This is a genomic window from Pseudomonas sp. Ag1 (assembly GCF_000278565.1).
Lineage (GTDB): Bacteria > Pseudomonadota > Gammaproteobacteria > Pseudomonadales > Pseudomonadaceae > Aquipseudomonas.
The window spans coordinates 83946-99454 of record NZ_AKVH01000105.1 but is presented as its reverse complement, the minus strand read 5'-3'; the positions used below and the strand labels follow the sequence as shown (position 1 = coordinate 99454).

Sequence of the window (15509 nt, the reverse complement as noted above, 5' to 3'; positions counted from 1 at the left end):
CATTCACTGCTCTTTCATCTTCAGTGCTTGCAACGAGGCTTGCTTTGATTTGTGGCGAGGTACCACGATGAACAAAGTCATTAGTGCCGCCAATAACAATGCACCGCTCAATACGAACAGCCCCGCCGAGGACGTACCGGTCGCCTTCTTGACCACGCCCACGATATAAGGGCCAACGAACCCACCGCAGTTACCTAGCGATGAAATGATTGCCGCAGCAACCGCCACCGTTGGTTTGCTAAATAGCTGCGTCAACATGGCAAAAAATGGCGATTTCGTAGCGAAGATTCCGGTCAGCGCCAACGTAATTGCCGCCATGCCTAGGTAAGGGTCTTGAGTGGTTCCTGCGACGAACAGGCCTATCGCCCCCAGCAATAACGGAATGGCAGTAAAAAATTTGCGCTCATAGAAGCGGTCCGACAAACGCGCCCAAATCACGAGGCCAACACCAGCTGCCGCATACGGAAGGCCGGCAATCAAGCCAATTTGAGTCAATGAAAAAGCCGCTGAAAGGTTCTGGACTATCTGGGGCAACCAATAGCCGATACCCAATGCACCTACTTGGGAAAGGAAATAGATGACCGACAAATAAAGGATTATGGGGTTGGTCAACGCTTGCCACGTACCCAAGTGAGTAACGGGAGGCTGGCTGGCTTTTTCTCGCTCAAACTCGGCCGCCAACCAGTCTTTCTCACTCTGAGTGAGCCAGGTGGCTTTCTGCGGGCTGTCTAACAAGTAGCGATAACACAGCACGCCGCCCACTATCGCGGGTAACCCTTCCAGAAAGAGCATCCAGCGCCACCCTGCGATGTCGCCGAGTGTGACGTAGTGCATCAGCGCAGTGCTGAGCGGCGCTCCCACCAGATAAGTAACAGGTGCTGCAAGCAAGAAGAGGCCGGTTGCTGTGGCACGCTCCTTTTCGCGAAACCACAAGGCGAAATAGAACACCATGCCTGGCAGAAAGCCTGCCTCAGCGACGCCGAGTAAGAACCGTAAAACGTACAGTTGATTTGCGGTTTGAACGAAAGCCGTCAGAGTCGCAACCACACCCCAGGTCAGAATTATTCGAGCTATCCAAACCCGCGGCCCAAATTTGATCACCAGCATGTTGCTGGGCACTTCAAATAACACGTTACCTATAAAAAAAATCCCTGCTGCAAACCCGAACGCCTCACTGGTCAGTGCCAAGTCAGCGTTCATCTGCAGCGCGGCATAGCCCAAGTTGACTCTGTCCAGAAAGGCTACGAAATAGAGAAAAAAGGTAAGGGGGATAATCCGCAGCATGACTTTTCGGATGATCTTTTTAACGGTGACGGGGGCAAGCTCGGGACTCATGTCGGTCTCCTGGGGAACGCGTATTTCTTGTTTTTGTGGGCGGACAATTGCCGTCTGTTTTTTTCTGCAAAAAAATCTGGGCTGAGACGACTTGACTGGAGACGTCATGAGCCTGGCTGCGTGCGGACCAACATATAGCCAGCTGCAAAAGGTGTAAATCTCTACTGGATCAATCAACCCATTACAAATAAGCTGCTACTCCCAACCTCATCAATGAGTCGAAAGCCATGCCAAGCGAAGACGATTTGTACATGAGCGCCGACGAAGCAGCTGGATTGCTCGGCATTGCTCATAAAACTCTCTATGCCTACGTGAGCCGCAAAAACATCCGCTCGCTAAAGGTTGGCACATCGCGCAGCCGCCGCTATTGGGCTGCTGACATCCACCGATTACTCGTGGAGCAGGGCGCCGCCGCTGCTCCAGCGCCATCCCCGCAAGTGGCTACCCGCACGAACATCACTCTGCTGACAGAGCAAGGCCTTTACTATCGAGGCCACGACGTAGCGGTGCTAGCTGAAAGCTCAAGCGTCGAAAGCGTCGCCCAGATGATGTGGCAAGTAGATGGTGCATTCGACCATCCCCTGCCCAAGGTGCCAGCCGGCGCAACTGCAATTCTCGACGCCATGGCGCAAACGTCCGCAGTTGAAAAAGCCATCGCCCTGTTCCCGCTCATCGAACGTGACAATCCCCGCGCCCACGACTTGTCGATGCAGGGCCTAGCCCGCACGGGAGCTGAGGTGATGCGCTGGTTTGCTGCGCTGATCGTCGGCGCGAAGTGCCCGGCTGCCGGCCCACTGCCACAGGCGATCGCACGCGCACTGGAGCTGGACGAAGCTGGGGAGGACTTGATTCGGCGAATTTTGATTCTCAGCGTCGACCACGAGTTCGACCCTGCCACTTACACCGTCAGAGCCGCCGCCAACGCAGGTGTAACCCCTTACTACTCGACAATAGCGGGGCTATCCACATTCAGAGGCCGGCGTCTGAGCTATGCCCGCACGGAAATGATGGTGCGCATGCTGGAAGAAATTTATGTGGCCGACGATCCTCGCGAGCCCATTCTGCTGCGCAACCGGCAGGGTGAGCCAATCCCCGGATTCGGCTCAAACCAACACAGTATTGCTGACCCGCGCGCAAAGAGCCTGCTCAACCATCTGCGTCGAATTTATGCGCACGATGAAGACTTTCAGCGCCTGCTCATTGCTGCCGAGACGGTAGAAGAAATCTCCGGCAAGCCTCTGGACTTCATTCTCCTGCTGGTTTTTTGCGGCCGTAAATTGAATATGCGCGGACAGGAAATCGTGCTTGCCGGCCTGGGTCGCATGGTCGGTTGGCTCGCCCACGCCAGCGAGCAATATCACCAGCACGACTTGATTCGCCACCACGCTGTGTACACCGGCCCCCTTCCCGGCCCCGCGTAACCCGCGCCATCGCCCAAGGAACGCCCTACCCATACCCGCCATCCCTAAGGTTGATTGATCCCGTAGAGATATACAGCACCGAAAGGATTCATTAGCCTTCGGAAATCCTAGTTAGGTCGATACATCCACCAATTTAATCAACCTAACCAGCAGTGCTGGACATGGACCTCCATGGTAGCTCCGCGGCTATCGTCCAAACAGGCGAAATACGCGGAAAAACTCGATACAAAAACAACAATAAGCAGGGGTGGGCGAAATGAAGCTTTCAGGTAACTCCCGATTCCGGGACGGCAACTGGCTGTACAAATTGCCGCTGGTGCTTGCGCCGTTGGCGTGCACGATCTCCATGACTGTGCGAGCTAGTGATTTCGAAATTGGCGAAGTGAGCGGGCGCTACAACGGCAGCATAAGCGCTGGGGGCATTTGGAATGCCTCAAAGCCTCAGGCATCAGCCATTTCCCAGGGCAACGCCAATAGCATTGGCTATGGATCGGCGGGCCAGTTCAACCCCAATGGCGGGCGCACGGGTGATGACAGCCGCCTCAACTTCCACAAGCGTGGTGAGCTGGTTTCCTCGCCAGTGACCGCGTTGGGTGAAATTGAATTCAAGTGGCAAAACTATGGCGCTTTTCTTCGCGCGAAGGCCTGGTATGACTACACGCTGAATAACAAAGACGTGCCATTTGGTAACTCCACAAACGGCTATGACCACAATGCGCCCCTGAGCGACAGTCACTTCGATGACCTTGCCAAGTTTCAAGGAATCGCGCTTCTGGATGCCTATGTATTTGCCGACTACGAGATCGGTAGCCACCCCCTGAATGTGCGGGCCGGTAATCAAGTGGTGAACTGGGGGGAAGGGTTGTTCTTCCAAAATGGTATCAACTCGATAAACCCGATTGACTCCGCAGCCTTGCGGCGGCCCGGCGCTCAGGTGAAAGAGGGGTTGCTGCCAGTCCCGATGCTGTACGGCAACTTTGGTGTGACCGATAGCCTCAGCGTTGAATCGTTTTATCAGTTGGAATGGCGCAAAACGGTGCTTGAGGGATGCGGCACGTACTTCTCCACCAATGACTACGCCGCTCCCGGTTGTTTCGGCATACCTCAAAGACCCAGCGCAAACGATCAGATCAGTATCGAGACGGGCCAATACATCGCCCGCGCAAAAGATAAAGAAGCCCGTGACAGTGGGCAGTTTGGATTGGCGCTGAAATACTTTGCCGACAGCATAGGAACCGAGTTCGGCGCCTACGCTATGAAAATTCACTCACGTACGCCCTACATCAACACCATCGCCGATCAGCGCCTGTCCGGTGCGGGTTGGCAGAATCCGACAACCCAAGCCATCGCTGATGCGAACGCCAAATACTATGACGCGTTCCCCGAAGACATTCGAATCTTTGGCCTCAGCTTTTCAACGGAAGCGATGGGGTCAACGGTCTTTGGCGAGTACAGCTACCGGCCCAATCAGCCGGTACAACTGAATAGCTCGGACACGCTTCAGGCCTATGCTGGCGACCCGAGTTCAGCCCTCAACGGTACCGGTGGGTTCGGCGGCGTAGTGGTCCCGTTACCTCTGGGGTCGGACGGCTTGGCAGCGGCACCTGGGGCCAAAGTGAACGGTTATGACCGCCTCAAAATTTCACAGCTATCCCTCGGCACTACCCGAACGTTTTCTCAGGTATTGGGGGCGGACAGCCTAAGCCTTACGGCAGAAGCCGCTGCGAAGTACATCCATGATCTACCTAGCCTTGATGAGCGTCGTTATGGTCGTACCGACATCTACGGCACGGACATGGCGAACGGTAGCGCGAAGGGCTGCCAAGTCGGCGTGCCGGTCGAAAAGTACAAAAAATACGCGTGTACCAGCGACGGTTTCGTAACTGCTTTTTCTTGGGGCTATCGACTCAGAGGGCAGTTGAACTATCCGGGCGCATTTCTCGGTGTGAACGTCTCGCCATATGTGGCATTCGGCCAAGACGTCAAAGGTTGGTCGTATGACGGCAACCTCGTTGAGGACAGATTGACCGGGTCGGTGGGGATCAGGGCGGACTATCGCCAGACCTATTCAGCAGACCTTTCATGGTCCGGCAGCGGCAATACGCCATACGCGTCTACCGACAAGGACTTCATTGCCCTTAGCGTACGAGCGGGTTTCTAACCAGGAGGCACACAATGAACAACAAATACCTCTATACAGCACTACTCTCGAGCGTGATTGCCCTGGCAAGTGGCACGGCAACCGCTCAGTTGAGCGAAGGCGAACTCGCACGGCTCAGCCAAGACTTGACCCCTACCGGCGCGGAAAAAGCGGGGAATGCTAATGGCACCATCCCTGCCTGGGACGGTGGCCTAACCAAGGCTCCCGTGCCGTTCAACCGAGAGAAAGGCTACGTCGACCCATACGCCGCCGACAAGCCACTGTATACAGTGACCAGCGCCAATTCGGCTCAGTATGCTGACAAGCTGGGAGCCGGCTATAAAGCCATGCTCTCCAAATTTCCTGACTTCAAGATGATCGTCTACCCGACGCATCGAAGTGCAGCGCTTCCCCAAGCCGAGTACGACCAGATCCGCAAGGAAGCGGCCAACGTAAAGCTCGCCGATAACGGCGCTGGAATGGTCGGTTATCAACGTACCACTGTGCCGTTCCCTGTTCCCAAGCAAGGACTTGAGGTTATCTACAACCACTATGTGCGTTATCGCACGGGCGAGATCCACAATTATCCCACCGAAATGGTGGTGCAGGGTTCTGGCGGCTTTACACCTACCCACCGTGAATCAATCTTGGTCATGGCTTCAGCCTTGAACAATCCAGAACCGAATCGTCTCTACTACACGTTGCTAAAAATCACTGGACCAGAAAGCGTCGCTGGCACAGTGACTTTAGCGCACGAACCCATCGACCAGACCAAGGAAACACGCCTGGCTTGGCAATACAACCCTGGCCAACGCCGAGTCCTTCGGGCACCCGAAGCAAACTACGACACGCCAGTGTCGACCGCGGACGGGTTGCGTACCAACGACATGATCGATATGTATAGCGGCGCCCCCGACAAATACAACTGGAAGCTTATCGGCAAGAAGGAAATGATTGTTCCATACAACACCTACAAACTCGCCGATCGCGCCCTAAAATACGACGATATTGTTAAGGCCGGACACCTTAATCAAGACCTGCTGCGTTATGAGTTGCACCGCGTGTGGGTGGTGGAAGCCACACTCAAGCCGGACGCTAGACATATCTATTCCAAGAGGAAATTTTACGTAGACGAGGACAGCTGGAGCATCCTTGCCGTCGACCTATTCGACGGAAATAACGGGCTTTGGCGGATGCAGGAAGCCCACACATTGCAGCGCTACGACGTCCTGTCGAGCTTTCAAATCAGCGACGTGAGCTACGACCTGCAATCTCAGCGTTATGCCGTTTATGGCTTGGAAAATGAGGAAAAGCCTGCCGAGTTCGGCCTCAAGTCGAAATTCACCGACTTCAGCCCGGCAGCGCTACGCCGCAGCGGTCACTGATCGATAAACGCTGGCGTACTCAGGGTGGCAACTGGTGTTGCCTGCCTCTTTCCAATTCAGAGACACGCACCATGCAAATATCTAGACGCCCCGCGTTGCTGGGCATCGCGGTCTGGCTATGCGTCGCTTCGCATCCCGGCAATGCAGCTGCCCTTGCGGATCGGCTGCAACGTGAAGCGCCTACCCAGCCAACTCCCACTCGCCAGCCACTTACCAGTGTGCAGCAGCACGACGGAGCCCTCGTCATGGTCGGCGCCAATGGACTAATACTTCTCAGCGACGCCAACGGCACCACCCAACAAGCCCAAGTGCCCGTAGACCTGCTGTTGACCTCAGTTTATTTCGTCGACGCTCGCAATGGCTGGGCAGTGGGTCATGACGGTGTAATTCTTAACAGCTCCGATGCAGGTGCTACCTGGACGACCCAGAGCGATGGCGCCGCTATCGGCAAATTGATGAAACTGAGTGCTGAGCAGCGTATCGCTCGGCTACACGCCGAAACGCCCAGCGACGACGTTAATAGAGCGCTGGACAACGCCAACTTCATGCTCGATGACGTCAACGCTGGATTGCAGTCAGGGCCGTCCAGACCCTTGCTGGACATCTGGTTTCGTAATGCCGACGAAGGCTGGGCGGTGGGAGCGTATGGCACCGTGCTGCACACCGTGGACGGCGGTAAACAATGGCAATTCATGGAAGGTTTGGACGACCCTGAACGTCTGCATCTGAATGCCATCGTCGGCTTAGCAGATGGCACCCTCTTAATTGCCGGTGAAGGTGGCCGAATTTACCGCTCCATAGACGGTGGCAACCGCTGGACGGCGCTACCGGCCACGACGCCTGCCTCGCTGTACAAATTGATCGCACTGCGCGATGGACAAGTGTTTGCGCTGGGGTTTGGCGGCACGCTGCTTAGCAGCAAAGATCAAGGACAGCACTGGAAACTCATACCTCTACCCACACATGCCAACCTCTACGGGGGCGCCCAATTGCCGGACGGTGATTTAGCGCTGGTGGGTCAGGCTGGCACTGTTTTGTTAAGTCAGGACTCGCGCAACTTCAGGCGCTGGCAGGGACGTGGAAGAGCCACGTTACTGGGTATAGCGATGTTATCGGATGGTCAGATCGCACTGATCGGCAGTGCCGGCTTGAGCCGCATAGCGCTATCGGAAATTGAGGTCAACCTGCAATGAATTCGCCAATCAAAATTGAAGCAACGACCCGTGAGGCCTTTTTCCAACGCCTTGTAACACGGATCGAGAACCTGCTTTTCAACCACCGCCCAGCCGTGTTGATCATGTCCATCGTGGTTGCATTACCGCTACTGTATTTGGCCTCTCTGTTGCGGCCCGACGCCAGCTTTACCCGGATGATCCCCACTCACCACCCCTACATAACGCACTACCTCAAATACGAAGACATACTTCGTCCGCAGAGCAATGTTCTGCGCGTGGTGGTGGAAAGCACTAACGGTGAGGACATTTTTACGCAGTCCTACATGGAAACGCTTCATAAAGTCACCGATCGTATTTTCTATATTCCGGGCGTCGATCGAGGCAACCTGAAATCGCTATGGACGCCCAATTCAAAATGGTCGGAAGTAACCACCGACGGTGTTCGGGCCGGGCGGATTATTCCAGACACCTACAAAGGCGATGCGCCGTCACTAGTCCAACTACGGCAAAATATTCTTCGCGCCAACATGCTGGGCAGCCTGGTCGCTAACGACTTCAAGTCCACCGTCATCTTGGTGCCACTGCTCGAGCAAGATCCTCAGACCGGCAAGCCACTGGACTACGGCAAGTTGACGCAAGCGCTGGAAGTTGAGGTCCGCGAGGCATTTGACGGTCACGGCGTGCAGATACGGGTGATCGGATTTGCCCAGATCATCGGTGACTTGCTAGCAGCGGCCGCAGACGTTGCGCTGTTCTTCGCTATTACCGTACTGCTGATCAGCGCGGTGCTCTACGGCTATTGCCGTTGCTGGCGAAGCACGGTGGTTACGGTGCTCATTTGCCTGGTGACGGTGGTCTGCCAGTTGGGTTTGCTCAATTTGCTAGGCCTGGGATTGGACCCCTATTCGATTTTGGTGCCCTTTCTCATTTTCGCCATTGGCATCAGCCACGCCGTGCAAAACATCAATCTGATGATGAGTGAGATGGCCTCAGGGGCAACCTCACTCGAAGCATCGCGCAAAACGTTTCGCGCCCTATTCATACCTGGCGCCACCGCACTTTTGGCAGATGCGGCGGGCTTCATCACGTTACTGGTGATACGGGTCGGCGTTATAGAACAGTTGGCAATTGCCGCAACCATCGGGGTGTTCGTTGCGTTGTTCACCAAGATGTTCCTGCTTCCCGTCTTGATGTCTTACGTTGGCATCAGCCGAGGCGGGCTGCGCAAGCAACAAGCACGACTGAACTACTCATGGCCGATATTCAGTCGTGTCTCCCGGGTAGTCGAGCCACGATTTGCCTGGCCCTTGATCGCTGTCAGCCTGTTGTTGTTGGCCTACGGTTATGGCGCTCGGCAGGACTTGAAGATCGGCGACCTGAACCAGGGGGCGCCTGAGTTCCGGGCGGACTCGCGCTACAACCAAGACAACGCCTACCTGCTGGCTCACTACAGCACCAGCACCGATGTGTACGTGGTGATGCTTACTACGCCCAAGGAACAGTGCGTCCGCTTCAACGCAGCGGACCTTGCCAACCAGCTTGAACAGACACTTCGTGGGGTACCCGGCGTAGAGTCCGTTCAGTCGCTGTACCAAACCATGCGATTCAATATCGTGGCGCGCAACGAGGGCAACCCCAAGTGGGCCGAATTTTCCCGAGATAAGTTCGTCATGAACTCCGCGCGCGCGGGCGTGACATCAGAGTTGGTTGATGCCAATTGCAGCGTGGCCCCCATTAGCATTTACCTTGCCGACCATAAGGCGGAAACGCTAACGCGGGTAGCCAGTGCGGTCAGCGAGTTTTCTGCAAAATACTCGACGCCTGATCTGCAAATTCTGCAGGCCGCCGGCAACGCCGGTATTGAGGCTGCCACCAACGAAGTCATCGCGAGTTCCGAAACGCCGATGTTGATTTTGGTGTTTGCGATTATCAGCGCCGTAGTGTTGTGGGAGTTCCGCTCACTCAAAGTCACCCTTGCGCTGATGGCCCCTCTCTACCTCGCCACTGTTCTGTGCGAGGCGGTCATGGCCAAACTGGGGCTGGGGGTTAAAATCGCCACACTCCCGGTCGTGGCGCTTGGCGTAGGCATCGGGGTGGACTACGGCATCTACCTCTACAGCCGATTAGAGGGTTTCTTGAAGCAGGGAATGGACATGCGCACCGCTTACCTCCAGACACTCAAGACTACCGGTAGCTCTGTTGCATTTACCGGTCTGACCTTGGCTCTTGGCGTGTCGACGTGGATCTATTCGTCAATAAAGTTTCAAGCGGATATGGGCTTGCTGCTCGTCTTTCTTTTCCTATGGAACATGCTAGGTGCGCTACTCCTGATGCCTGCCCTTGCCGCGGTCCTGCATCGTCGGAAGCGGTTGAGCAGCTGACCTTTGCGCCACAAAAGGTGATCAACCGCTGGTCAAGCCAGGTGGCGCCGATTACGCGAGCCTGCCGCTCTATCGGAAGGTGCGATTTCAACTCTACCCCCCGCCACCGAGGCGCTGAGCGTCGTACTGACGGCCCCGTTCGACGAGATCGTCGAGCACATGCCAGACGCCTTCACCACCGCGCTCCACAATCGCGGCGCGGCGTAGGGTTTCGAGTAGGCGTACGTGCGCCGCCACGATTCCAGATGATGACGTGTACTGATTGAGCGATACCCTTTGTAGAGGAGTTCACCGATATGCCTTCATTGGTTATTCTTACAACCAAACTTGCGATTTGCCACGTGTGATCAGAGGGTGGCCGAGGCAGCGGCCCCCCATATCGGTGTACGCATTGTCAGTTCAGGATCAATCTTAGCTTTTTAGGATTTTTAATTAGAAAAAGCCAACTCACGGGAGTTGGCTTTTCACCGAACGGTCGTAATGAAACCTTATCTTTTATTTCAGAAGACTGAGATCGGGTACTCCACAATCAAGCGCAAATCGTTCTGGTCACCCTCGCCCTGGTCGGTGTTGGCCCGGTGCCAGGCCTGGCGCAGTCGCAGCGAAAGGTTCTTGGCGGCACCCGATTGCACCACATATTTGGCTTCGACGTTGAGTTCGTGGTGTTTGCCATCTTCGCCATAGCGCCTGTAGTACGCACTTCTGGAGTCTACCTTCGTCCCGTCAATGTCATCGCCACTGACGTAGCGGCTCATGAATGACAATCCCGGTGCGCCATATGCGGCCATGTTCAAGTCATAGCGTGCTTGCCACGAGCGCTCTCCCGGGCCGTTGAAGTCCGAGTACTGAATGGCATTGGTCAGCCAGACCGAGTCCCCCTTGTTGCCGGAACCATTACCAAACGCGATGGTGTCGAATGGCGTGTCACCATCGACTTTCTGATACGCAAGGGTGATCTTGTGTGCGCCAAGGAAACTGTATCCGGCCGCAAGAGACCAAGTGGTGTTGTTGATCTTGCCGGCATCCGCCTTACCGGTATCAAGAGTGCGATAGAGGTTGAAATCCAGGTTCAACGCCTGACTGCTCGAGAGCGGCAGAACATAGCTGGCGTTGGTGTAGTACTGGTGCCAGATGTCCTTGAGTTCTGATCCGTAGAGCATCAGCGTCAGGTTATCGGTCGGCGTGTATTTGCCGCCCAGATAATCCGCTTCGGAGGACGCTCGAAGCGCATAGCTGGCGTACAGATCTCCGTCGCTGCGAGTGGTGGCTGGGCTCGTGCCTGAGTAGAAGTGACCCGCGTCGATATTGAGATTGTCGATCTCGCTGCTCAGCAAATTCACGCCGCTTGCCGTTTGCGGGAGTACGCGGACGCCTCCCGGCGCGAACAACGGATTCTTCGGTTGCATTTCACCCACTTTCAAAACGGTTCGCGAAACCCTGACTTTGACAGCGCCCCCACTCTTGCCGTACGAGTCTTCCGGCTCTCCATTTCGATTGACCGGCAGGTTTCCCAGCCCGGTGGTACCCGCTCCACCGTCAAGTTTGAGTGCGAAGTCACCGAATGCGTCTACGCCGAAACCGACCGTGCCCTGGGTAAAGCCCGATTCAAAGTTGGCAATGACACCCTGAGACCAGTCTCGACGGTCGACGGCGCCATTCTTGCCATCCCGGTTCCAGTAGTAGTTACGCAGCAATATGTTGAAGCTGCTGTCCTGCACAAAACCCTGCGACATCGATTGGTCTCTGACCACAGGAGCGGCGAATGCCACGTTTTGAAGACAAGCGGATACCGTCAGGACCACCAGGCCCTTATTCAGATAATTCATTTCATTGCTCCCCGGATCGAAAATTCAGGCTCAGGCGATTCCGCTCAAGAGCCTGGCTGGCAGGTCTTTCTCGAAGTGATTCATGGTTGAAATAGTCGTCCGTAGCGCGTCATGAAACGCTACGGCTCAGGGCATCGTTCAGTCGCGTATACGCAATCGCGCCAGTCCTTCTGCAATCGTGATCGCCGACAGCACCGAATCGATGACCGGGGTGTTGAACACATTCGCCAAGGCCGGAGCCCGGCCAATCAAACCACCCGAACCCAGAACGATGGCCTCGGCGCCTTGTTCAATGGCCGCCGCGATGGTTTTGATCAGTTTGATTTCAGCAGATGCCCCCCCGCCAGCCGCTTCGGCAACTCCGATCCCAGCGGCCATGACCTGACCACTGTCCTGAGCGCCGTACTCACGCAGCAGGCCGTTGATCGTCGGTAACGCTGAGTCCACCGTGGTAACGATGCAAAACCTGGATGTCACCGAGCGCGCCGCAGCGATGCTGGCCTCGAAAGCGCCGACCACCGGTTTGCCAAGTAAATGCCGTAGATCGGTCAGGGCGATGTCGTCGTAGCAGGCCAGCACATAGGCATCGAAGTCGTCACCACGGTAGCGTTGTGCAAGGTCCAGCAAGGGCGCAATCGCCTGTTCGCGTTGCTCGGGACTTTCAATGGAAAGGGGACCCCGCGACGGGTTGACCACCACAAGTTCAGTGTCGGCCATTGTCACCGTGGCGCCAGCCAGGCGAATGCCCTCGCTGACGGCCGGGTTGCTGTTGGGGTTAATCACCAGGATGCGGCGTTTGATGTTTACAGAGCGCATGATCATTGCCCCGCCATCAGATGGGGGAGCCCAGTGACAATCCCGGGGAACGTCATGGTCAGCAAGGTGAAGCCGATCATCACGAACACGTAGGGCAACGAACCCATGATGACGTCATTGAAACTGCCTCCGTCCTTTCTTACCCCATGCACGACAAACAGATTCATGCCCAGTGGCGGATGAATCAGGGCGATCTCGCACATCAGTACGATAAAAATACCGAACCAGATCGGGTCGACACCTACAGCCACCACCATCGGAACTGCAATCGGCACCGTGAGCACCAGCATCGACATGGCGTCCATGAACATACCGAGCACCAGATAGAAAATGATCAGCAACAGCAGCAGCGTCAGTTGATTCAGCCCCAGTGCCGCGACCCATTCGGTGACAGTCTGTGCCACACCGACCATGGCCATGGTGACGTTGAGCATCAAGGCGCAGATCAGGACGATGATGACCATTCCCGTAGTCCGCGCGGCTTGCATGGAGCAGTTGATCAGCAGCTCCACGCTCAGCTTGCCGTTGATCGCCACAAGCAACATCGCGATGGTCAAACCCAGCGCAGCGGACTCGGTGGGCGTCGCCAATCCACCGTAGATACTGCCCATGACCACACCAAAGATGATGACTGGCGCGATCAGGTGCTTGAGCATGCCGATCTTGACACTCAGCGGTATCGTCGCCGCCTTGGGTGCATGGGTGCCAGCCTTGCTGTGAGCCACGAAGATATACAGCGAAAATGAAAGCGAGAGCAGTAGACCGGGTATCACGCCGGCCATGAAGAGCTGACCGACCGAGACATTCGCCAGCGACCCATAGACCAGCATGTTCACGCTCGGTGGAATGAGAATTCCCAACGTTCCGCCAGCAGCCAGTGACCCCAGCGACGGTCGCACTGGATAATTACGCGCCGCCAGTGCGGGCAACGCAATAGTGCCCACGGTAGCGGCTGTCGCTACGGAGGAGCCTGAGGTGGCAGAGAACAGTGCGCAGCTGGCAATATTGGCGTGCAACAGTCCACCTGGCAGCCGCCCCATCCACACCGCCAGCGCCTCATACATCCGGTCGGCCATGCCGCCGCGCAGGAGCAACTCACCGAGCATCATGAACAGTGGAATCGCCAGCATCGATGGATTGTTGAGGTTGTTCCACAGTACCCCGCCCATCATCTCCACCATCGGAGCACCGTAGAGTGCATACCCTCCGACAGCGCCTACGGTAATGATCGACACCGCCACTGGAAGGCTTAAAAACATCAGCAGCAACATCAAGACAAAACCGATCCCTACCAGAGCGATACTCACGACAGTTTCACCTCTCGCTTGGCCAGATCACTCAGTTCGGTCTCAAGCTCTTCAGTGAGCGTGTCAGCGCCGAAATGCGAGTTCAATGCCGCCCAGTCCGCGCGTAATGCCAACCGTAGGGCTTGTCCACCGAGGATGATCGCTGCCACGGCGAAGACCCCCATGGCAGCCAGCCATACCGACTGCGGATAGACCAGAGGCGTCGCCCACGGTGTCTGTGCGGTGGAGTGGTAGGACCGGGTTTCTAGCAGCGTGGTCCAGGTGAAATAAAACAGATAGGCCGACAGCATGCCCAGGGACACGGCCGAAAGGGCGTTGGTCAGCGCCTGAGCTCTGGGGCTCATGCGTACCTGGAACAGGTTGATACGAATGTGCGCGCGCTCGATCAAGGCAACGGTGAACGCCAGCGGGGCGCAGACGGCCATCGCGTAGCCGCCCAACTCATCCATCCCGCCGAGCGAGACCGAGAAGAACTTGCGTAGCAGGGTTTCGGCCGTGACTGCCAGGGCGAGCAATAGCATCAGTACGCCAAAGACGATGCCGGACAGGCGTGCGTAGTGCTTCATGAGGGGGGATCTCCGGGATCACGTAATCAATTAGCCTGTCTTGCACCAACGGTGGCACGCCATGTCTTCTCGCATTCAGGGTCTACGGTGTTGCACTGTTCGGCCCAGGCCGGCAGCGAGGTCCTCTCCACCGCGGCGGCTACTGTCGCCTCGTCAGCGGCGGAAACCGGCAGGGTCTTGAGTTTGTATGATTTGCCCTGTGTGCAGGGCTGCTCGCCGCTGTTGCAGCGCATCGCATCGTCGTAGAGCGATTGCGAGTAGTCCCAGATATTGCTGTCGAGCTGGTCGAAGGCTTTCTGCAACATTGCCTGCTGCTCGGTACTCATAGCATTCCAGGTCTTGAGGTTGATCGCGTAGCCATTGACAGCCAGTTGCAGAGCGATGGGCAGCACAGTGGTGGTTGCCTCTGGCCAGCCGGCGGAGTTCGCCGATGCCGGGCCGGTAATCGCGCAGTCCACAACCCCCATCGCCAGCGCCTGTTGTACTTCACCAAACGGCATGGGTACGCCCGTTGCGCCCAGCGCACTCATGAACTTGGCTGCGCTCTGATCACCAACTCTGACCTTCAGGCCTTTGAGGTCCGACAGGCCGGCAATTTGCGGTTTGCAGAAAATCAGCTGTGGACCGGCAGGCCAGACGCCCAGGAGTTTGGCGTTGAATTTCTTTTGCAGTCGCGCATCGACAAAATCAAAAAACGCCTGGGTGTTGACCCGCCCAGACTCGAACGAGGTATTCAGGCCCACCAGATCGAAACCCAGTAACGAAGGCTCATCGCGGCTGGCCTGCGATCCGCGAATGGAGACGATGTTGAACAGGCCGGATTTGAGAATGCGCAGGCCATCGCTGTCAGGAATGCCGGCGACATCGGTCGGAACATACTGAACATTGACATCCAGACCGGACACAGCGGCCAGTGTGTTGAAGAACGGTTGCTCTTGTTTCTGTTGAATGAGCCCGGACCCTGCGGGCTGCCCCAACACCTTGAGTTGAAGAGGCTGAGCCTGAGTTGAACCGATCAGCAGTGCAGCTGCCAGCCCCAGTAAAATGCGATTCGCCATGTGCGTGTCCTGTTTGGGAGAGAAACGGGAAGCGGACCTGGCAATTCACATCAGCCCGCTCGGGTACGGGAAATGAAATCCATTTTTCATGCCATTAGC

The 15509-nt window shown here is 56.3% G+C and carries 11 protein-coding genes and 1 pseudogene; 5 read left to right on the top strand and 7 right to left on the bottom strand.

Annotation, left to right across the window (positions count from 1 at the left end):
• Nucleotides 1–3 precede the first annotated feature (3 nt).
• Nucleotides 4–1335 carry an MFS transporter gene (locus tag A462_RS10970; RefSeq protein WP_008436784.1) on the bottom strand — a complete coding sequence of 444 codons (1332 nt, stop codon included), beginning with the start codon at nucleotides 1333–1335 and terminating at the stop codon, nucleotides 4–6.
• A gap of 227 nt (nucleotides 1336–1562) precedes the next feature.
• On the opposite strand from A462_RS10970, the gene A462_RS10975 reads away from it, so the two are divergent.
• The 5 genes from A462_RS10975 (at nucleotide 1563) to A462_RS10995 (ending at nucleotide 9837) form a co-directional block, all read left to right on the top strand.
• Nucleotides 1563–2756: a citrate synthase gene (locus A462_RS10975; protein WP_008436781.1), complete on the top strand. Its 1194-nt coding sequence runs from the start codon at nucleotides 1563–1565 to the stop codon at nucleotides 2754–2756.
• A 256-nt stretch (nucleotides 2757–3012) separates the two neighbouring features.
• Nucleotides 3013–4917, top strand: coding sequence for a DUF1302 domain-containing protein (locus A462_RS10980; RefSeq protein ID WP_008436780.1), 1905 nt, complete (start codon nucleotides 3013–3015; stop codon nucleotides 4915–4917).
• 14 nt (nucleotides 4918–4931) lie between these two features.
• Nucleotides 4932–6281: a DUF1329 domain-containing protein gene (locus A462_RS10985; protein ID WP_008436777.1), complete on the top strand. Its 1350-nt coding sequence runs from the start codon at nucleotides 4932–4934 to the stop codon at nucleotides 6279–6281.
• A 245-nt stretch (nucleotides 6282–6526) separates the two neighbouring features.
• Nucleotides 6527–7474, top strand: a complete 948-nt coding sequence (locus A462_RS10990) for a WD40/YVTN/BNR-like repeat-containing protein (RefSeq protein WP_008436776.1) — start codon at nucleotides 6527–6529, stop codon at nucleotides 7472–7474.
• On the top strand, nucleotides 7471–9837 hold the full coding sequence (locus A462_RS10995; protein ID WP_008436775.1) for an efflux RND transporter permease subunit: 2367 nt from the start codon (nucleotides 7471–7473) through the stop codon (nucleotides 9835–9837). Before A462_RS10990 ends, A462_RS10995 begins: the two co-directional genes overlap by 4 nt.
• Nucleotides 9838–9856: 19 nt before the next feature.
• On the opposite strand, the pseudogene A462_RS33550 reads toward A462_RS10995, so the two are convergent.
• From A462_RS33550 to A462_RS11020, 6 genes and pseudogenes are all read right to left on the bottom strand, one after another.
• Nucleotides 9857–10077 (bottom strand): annotated as a pseudogene (locus A462_RS33550) (DUF3363 domain-containing protein); the annotation flags it as partial.
• 260 nt (nucleotides 10078–10337) lie between these two features.
• The gene (locus A462_RS11000; RefSeq protein WP_008436774.1) at nucleotides 10338–11663 is read right to left on the bottom strand and encodes an OprD family porin; all 1326 of its coding nucleotides are present in this window, start codon (nucleotides 11661–11663) and stop codon (nucleotides 10338–10340) included.
• Between the two features lie 138 nt (nucleotides 11664–11801).
• A complete protein-coding gene (locus A462_RS11005) occupies nucleotides 11802–12485 on the bottom strand; it encodes an aspartate/glutamate racemase family protein (protein WP_008436773.1) in 684 nt (227 codons plus the stop codon).
• The gene (locus tag A462_RS11010) at nucleotides 12482–13786 is read right to left on the bottom strand and encodes a TRAP transporter large permease (protein WP_008436772.1); all 1305 of its coding nucleotides are present in this window, start codon (nucleotides 13784–13786) and stop codon (nucleotides 12482–12484) included. The genes A462_RS11005 and A462_RS11010 overlap by 4 nt, the downstream gene beginning before the upstream one ends.
• Nucleotides 13783–14352, bottom strand: a complete 570-nt coding sequence (locus tag A462_RS11015; RefSeq protein ID WP_008436771.1) for a TRAP transporter small permease subunit — start codon at nucleotides 14350–14352, stop codon at nucleotides 13783–13785. Before A462_RS11015 ends, A462_RS11010 begins: the two co-directional genes overlap by 4 nt.
• A 26-nt stretch (nucleotides 14353–14378) precedes the next feature.
• Complete coding sequence (locus tag A462_RS11020; RefSeq protein ID WP_008436770.1) at nucleotides 14379–15410, bottom strand: TRAP transporter substrate-binding protein; 1032 nt, start codon at nucleotides 15408–15410, stop codon at nucleotides 14379–14381.
• Between the last annotated feature and the right edge of the window lie 99 nt (nucleotides 15411–15509).

Bases quoted from the DNA above. Each gene is read 5' to 3' on its own strand.
- A462_RS10970 (WP_008436784.1), bottom strand. From the start codon at position 1,335: ATGAGTCCCGAGCTTGCCCCCGTCACCGTTAAAAAGATCATCCGAAAA.
- A462_RS10975 (WP_008436781.1), top strand. From the start codon at position 1,563: ATGCCAAGCGAAGACGATTTGTACATGAGCGCCGACGAAGCAGCTGGA.
- A462_RS10980 (WP_008436780.1), top strand. From the start codon at position 3,013: ATGAAGCTTTCAGGTAACTCCCGATTCCGGGACGGCAACTGGCTGTAC.
- A462_RS10985 (WP_008436777.1), top strand. From the start codon at position 4,932: ATGAACAACAAATACCTCTATACAGCACTACTCTCGAGCGTGATTGCC.
- A462_RS10990 (WP_008436776.1), top strand. From the start codon at position 6,527: ATGGTCGGCGCCAATGGACTAATACTTCTCAGCGACGCCAACGGCACC.
- A462_RS10995 (WP_008436775.1), top strand. From the start codon at position 7,471: ATGAATTCGCCAATCAAAATTGAAGCAACGACCCGTGAGGCCTTTTTC.
- A462_RS11000 (WP_008436774.1), bottom strand. From the start codon at position 11,663: ATGAATTATCTGAATAAGGGCCTGGTGGTCCTGACGGTATCCGCTTGT.
- A462_RS11005 (WP_008436773.1), bottom strand. From the start codon at position 12,485: ATGATCATGCGCTCTGTAAACATCAAACGCCGCATCCTGGTGATTAAC.
- A462_RS11015 (WP_008436771.1), bottom strand. From the start codon at position 14,352: ATGAAGCACTACGCACGCCTGTCCGGCATCGTCTTTGGCGTACTGATG.
- A462_RS11020 (WP_008436770.1), bottom strand. From the start codon at position 15,410: ATGGCGAATCGCATTTTACTGGGGCTGGCAGCTGCACTGCTGATCGGT.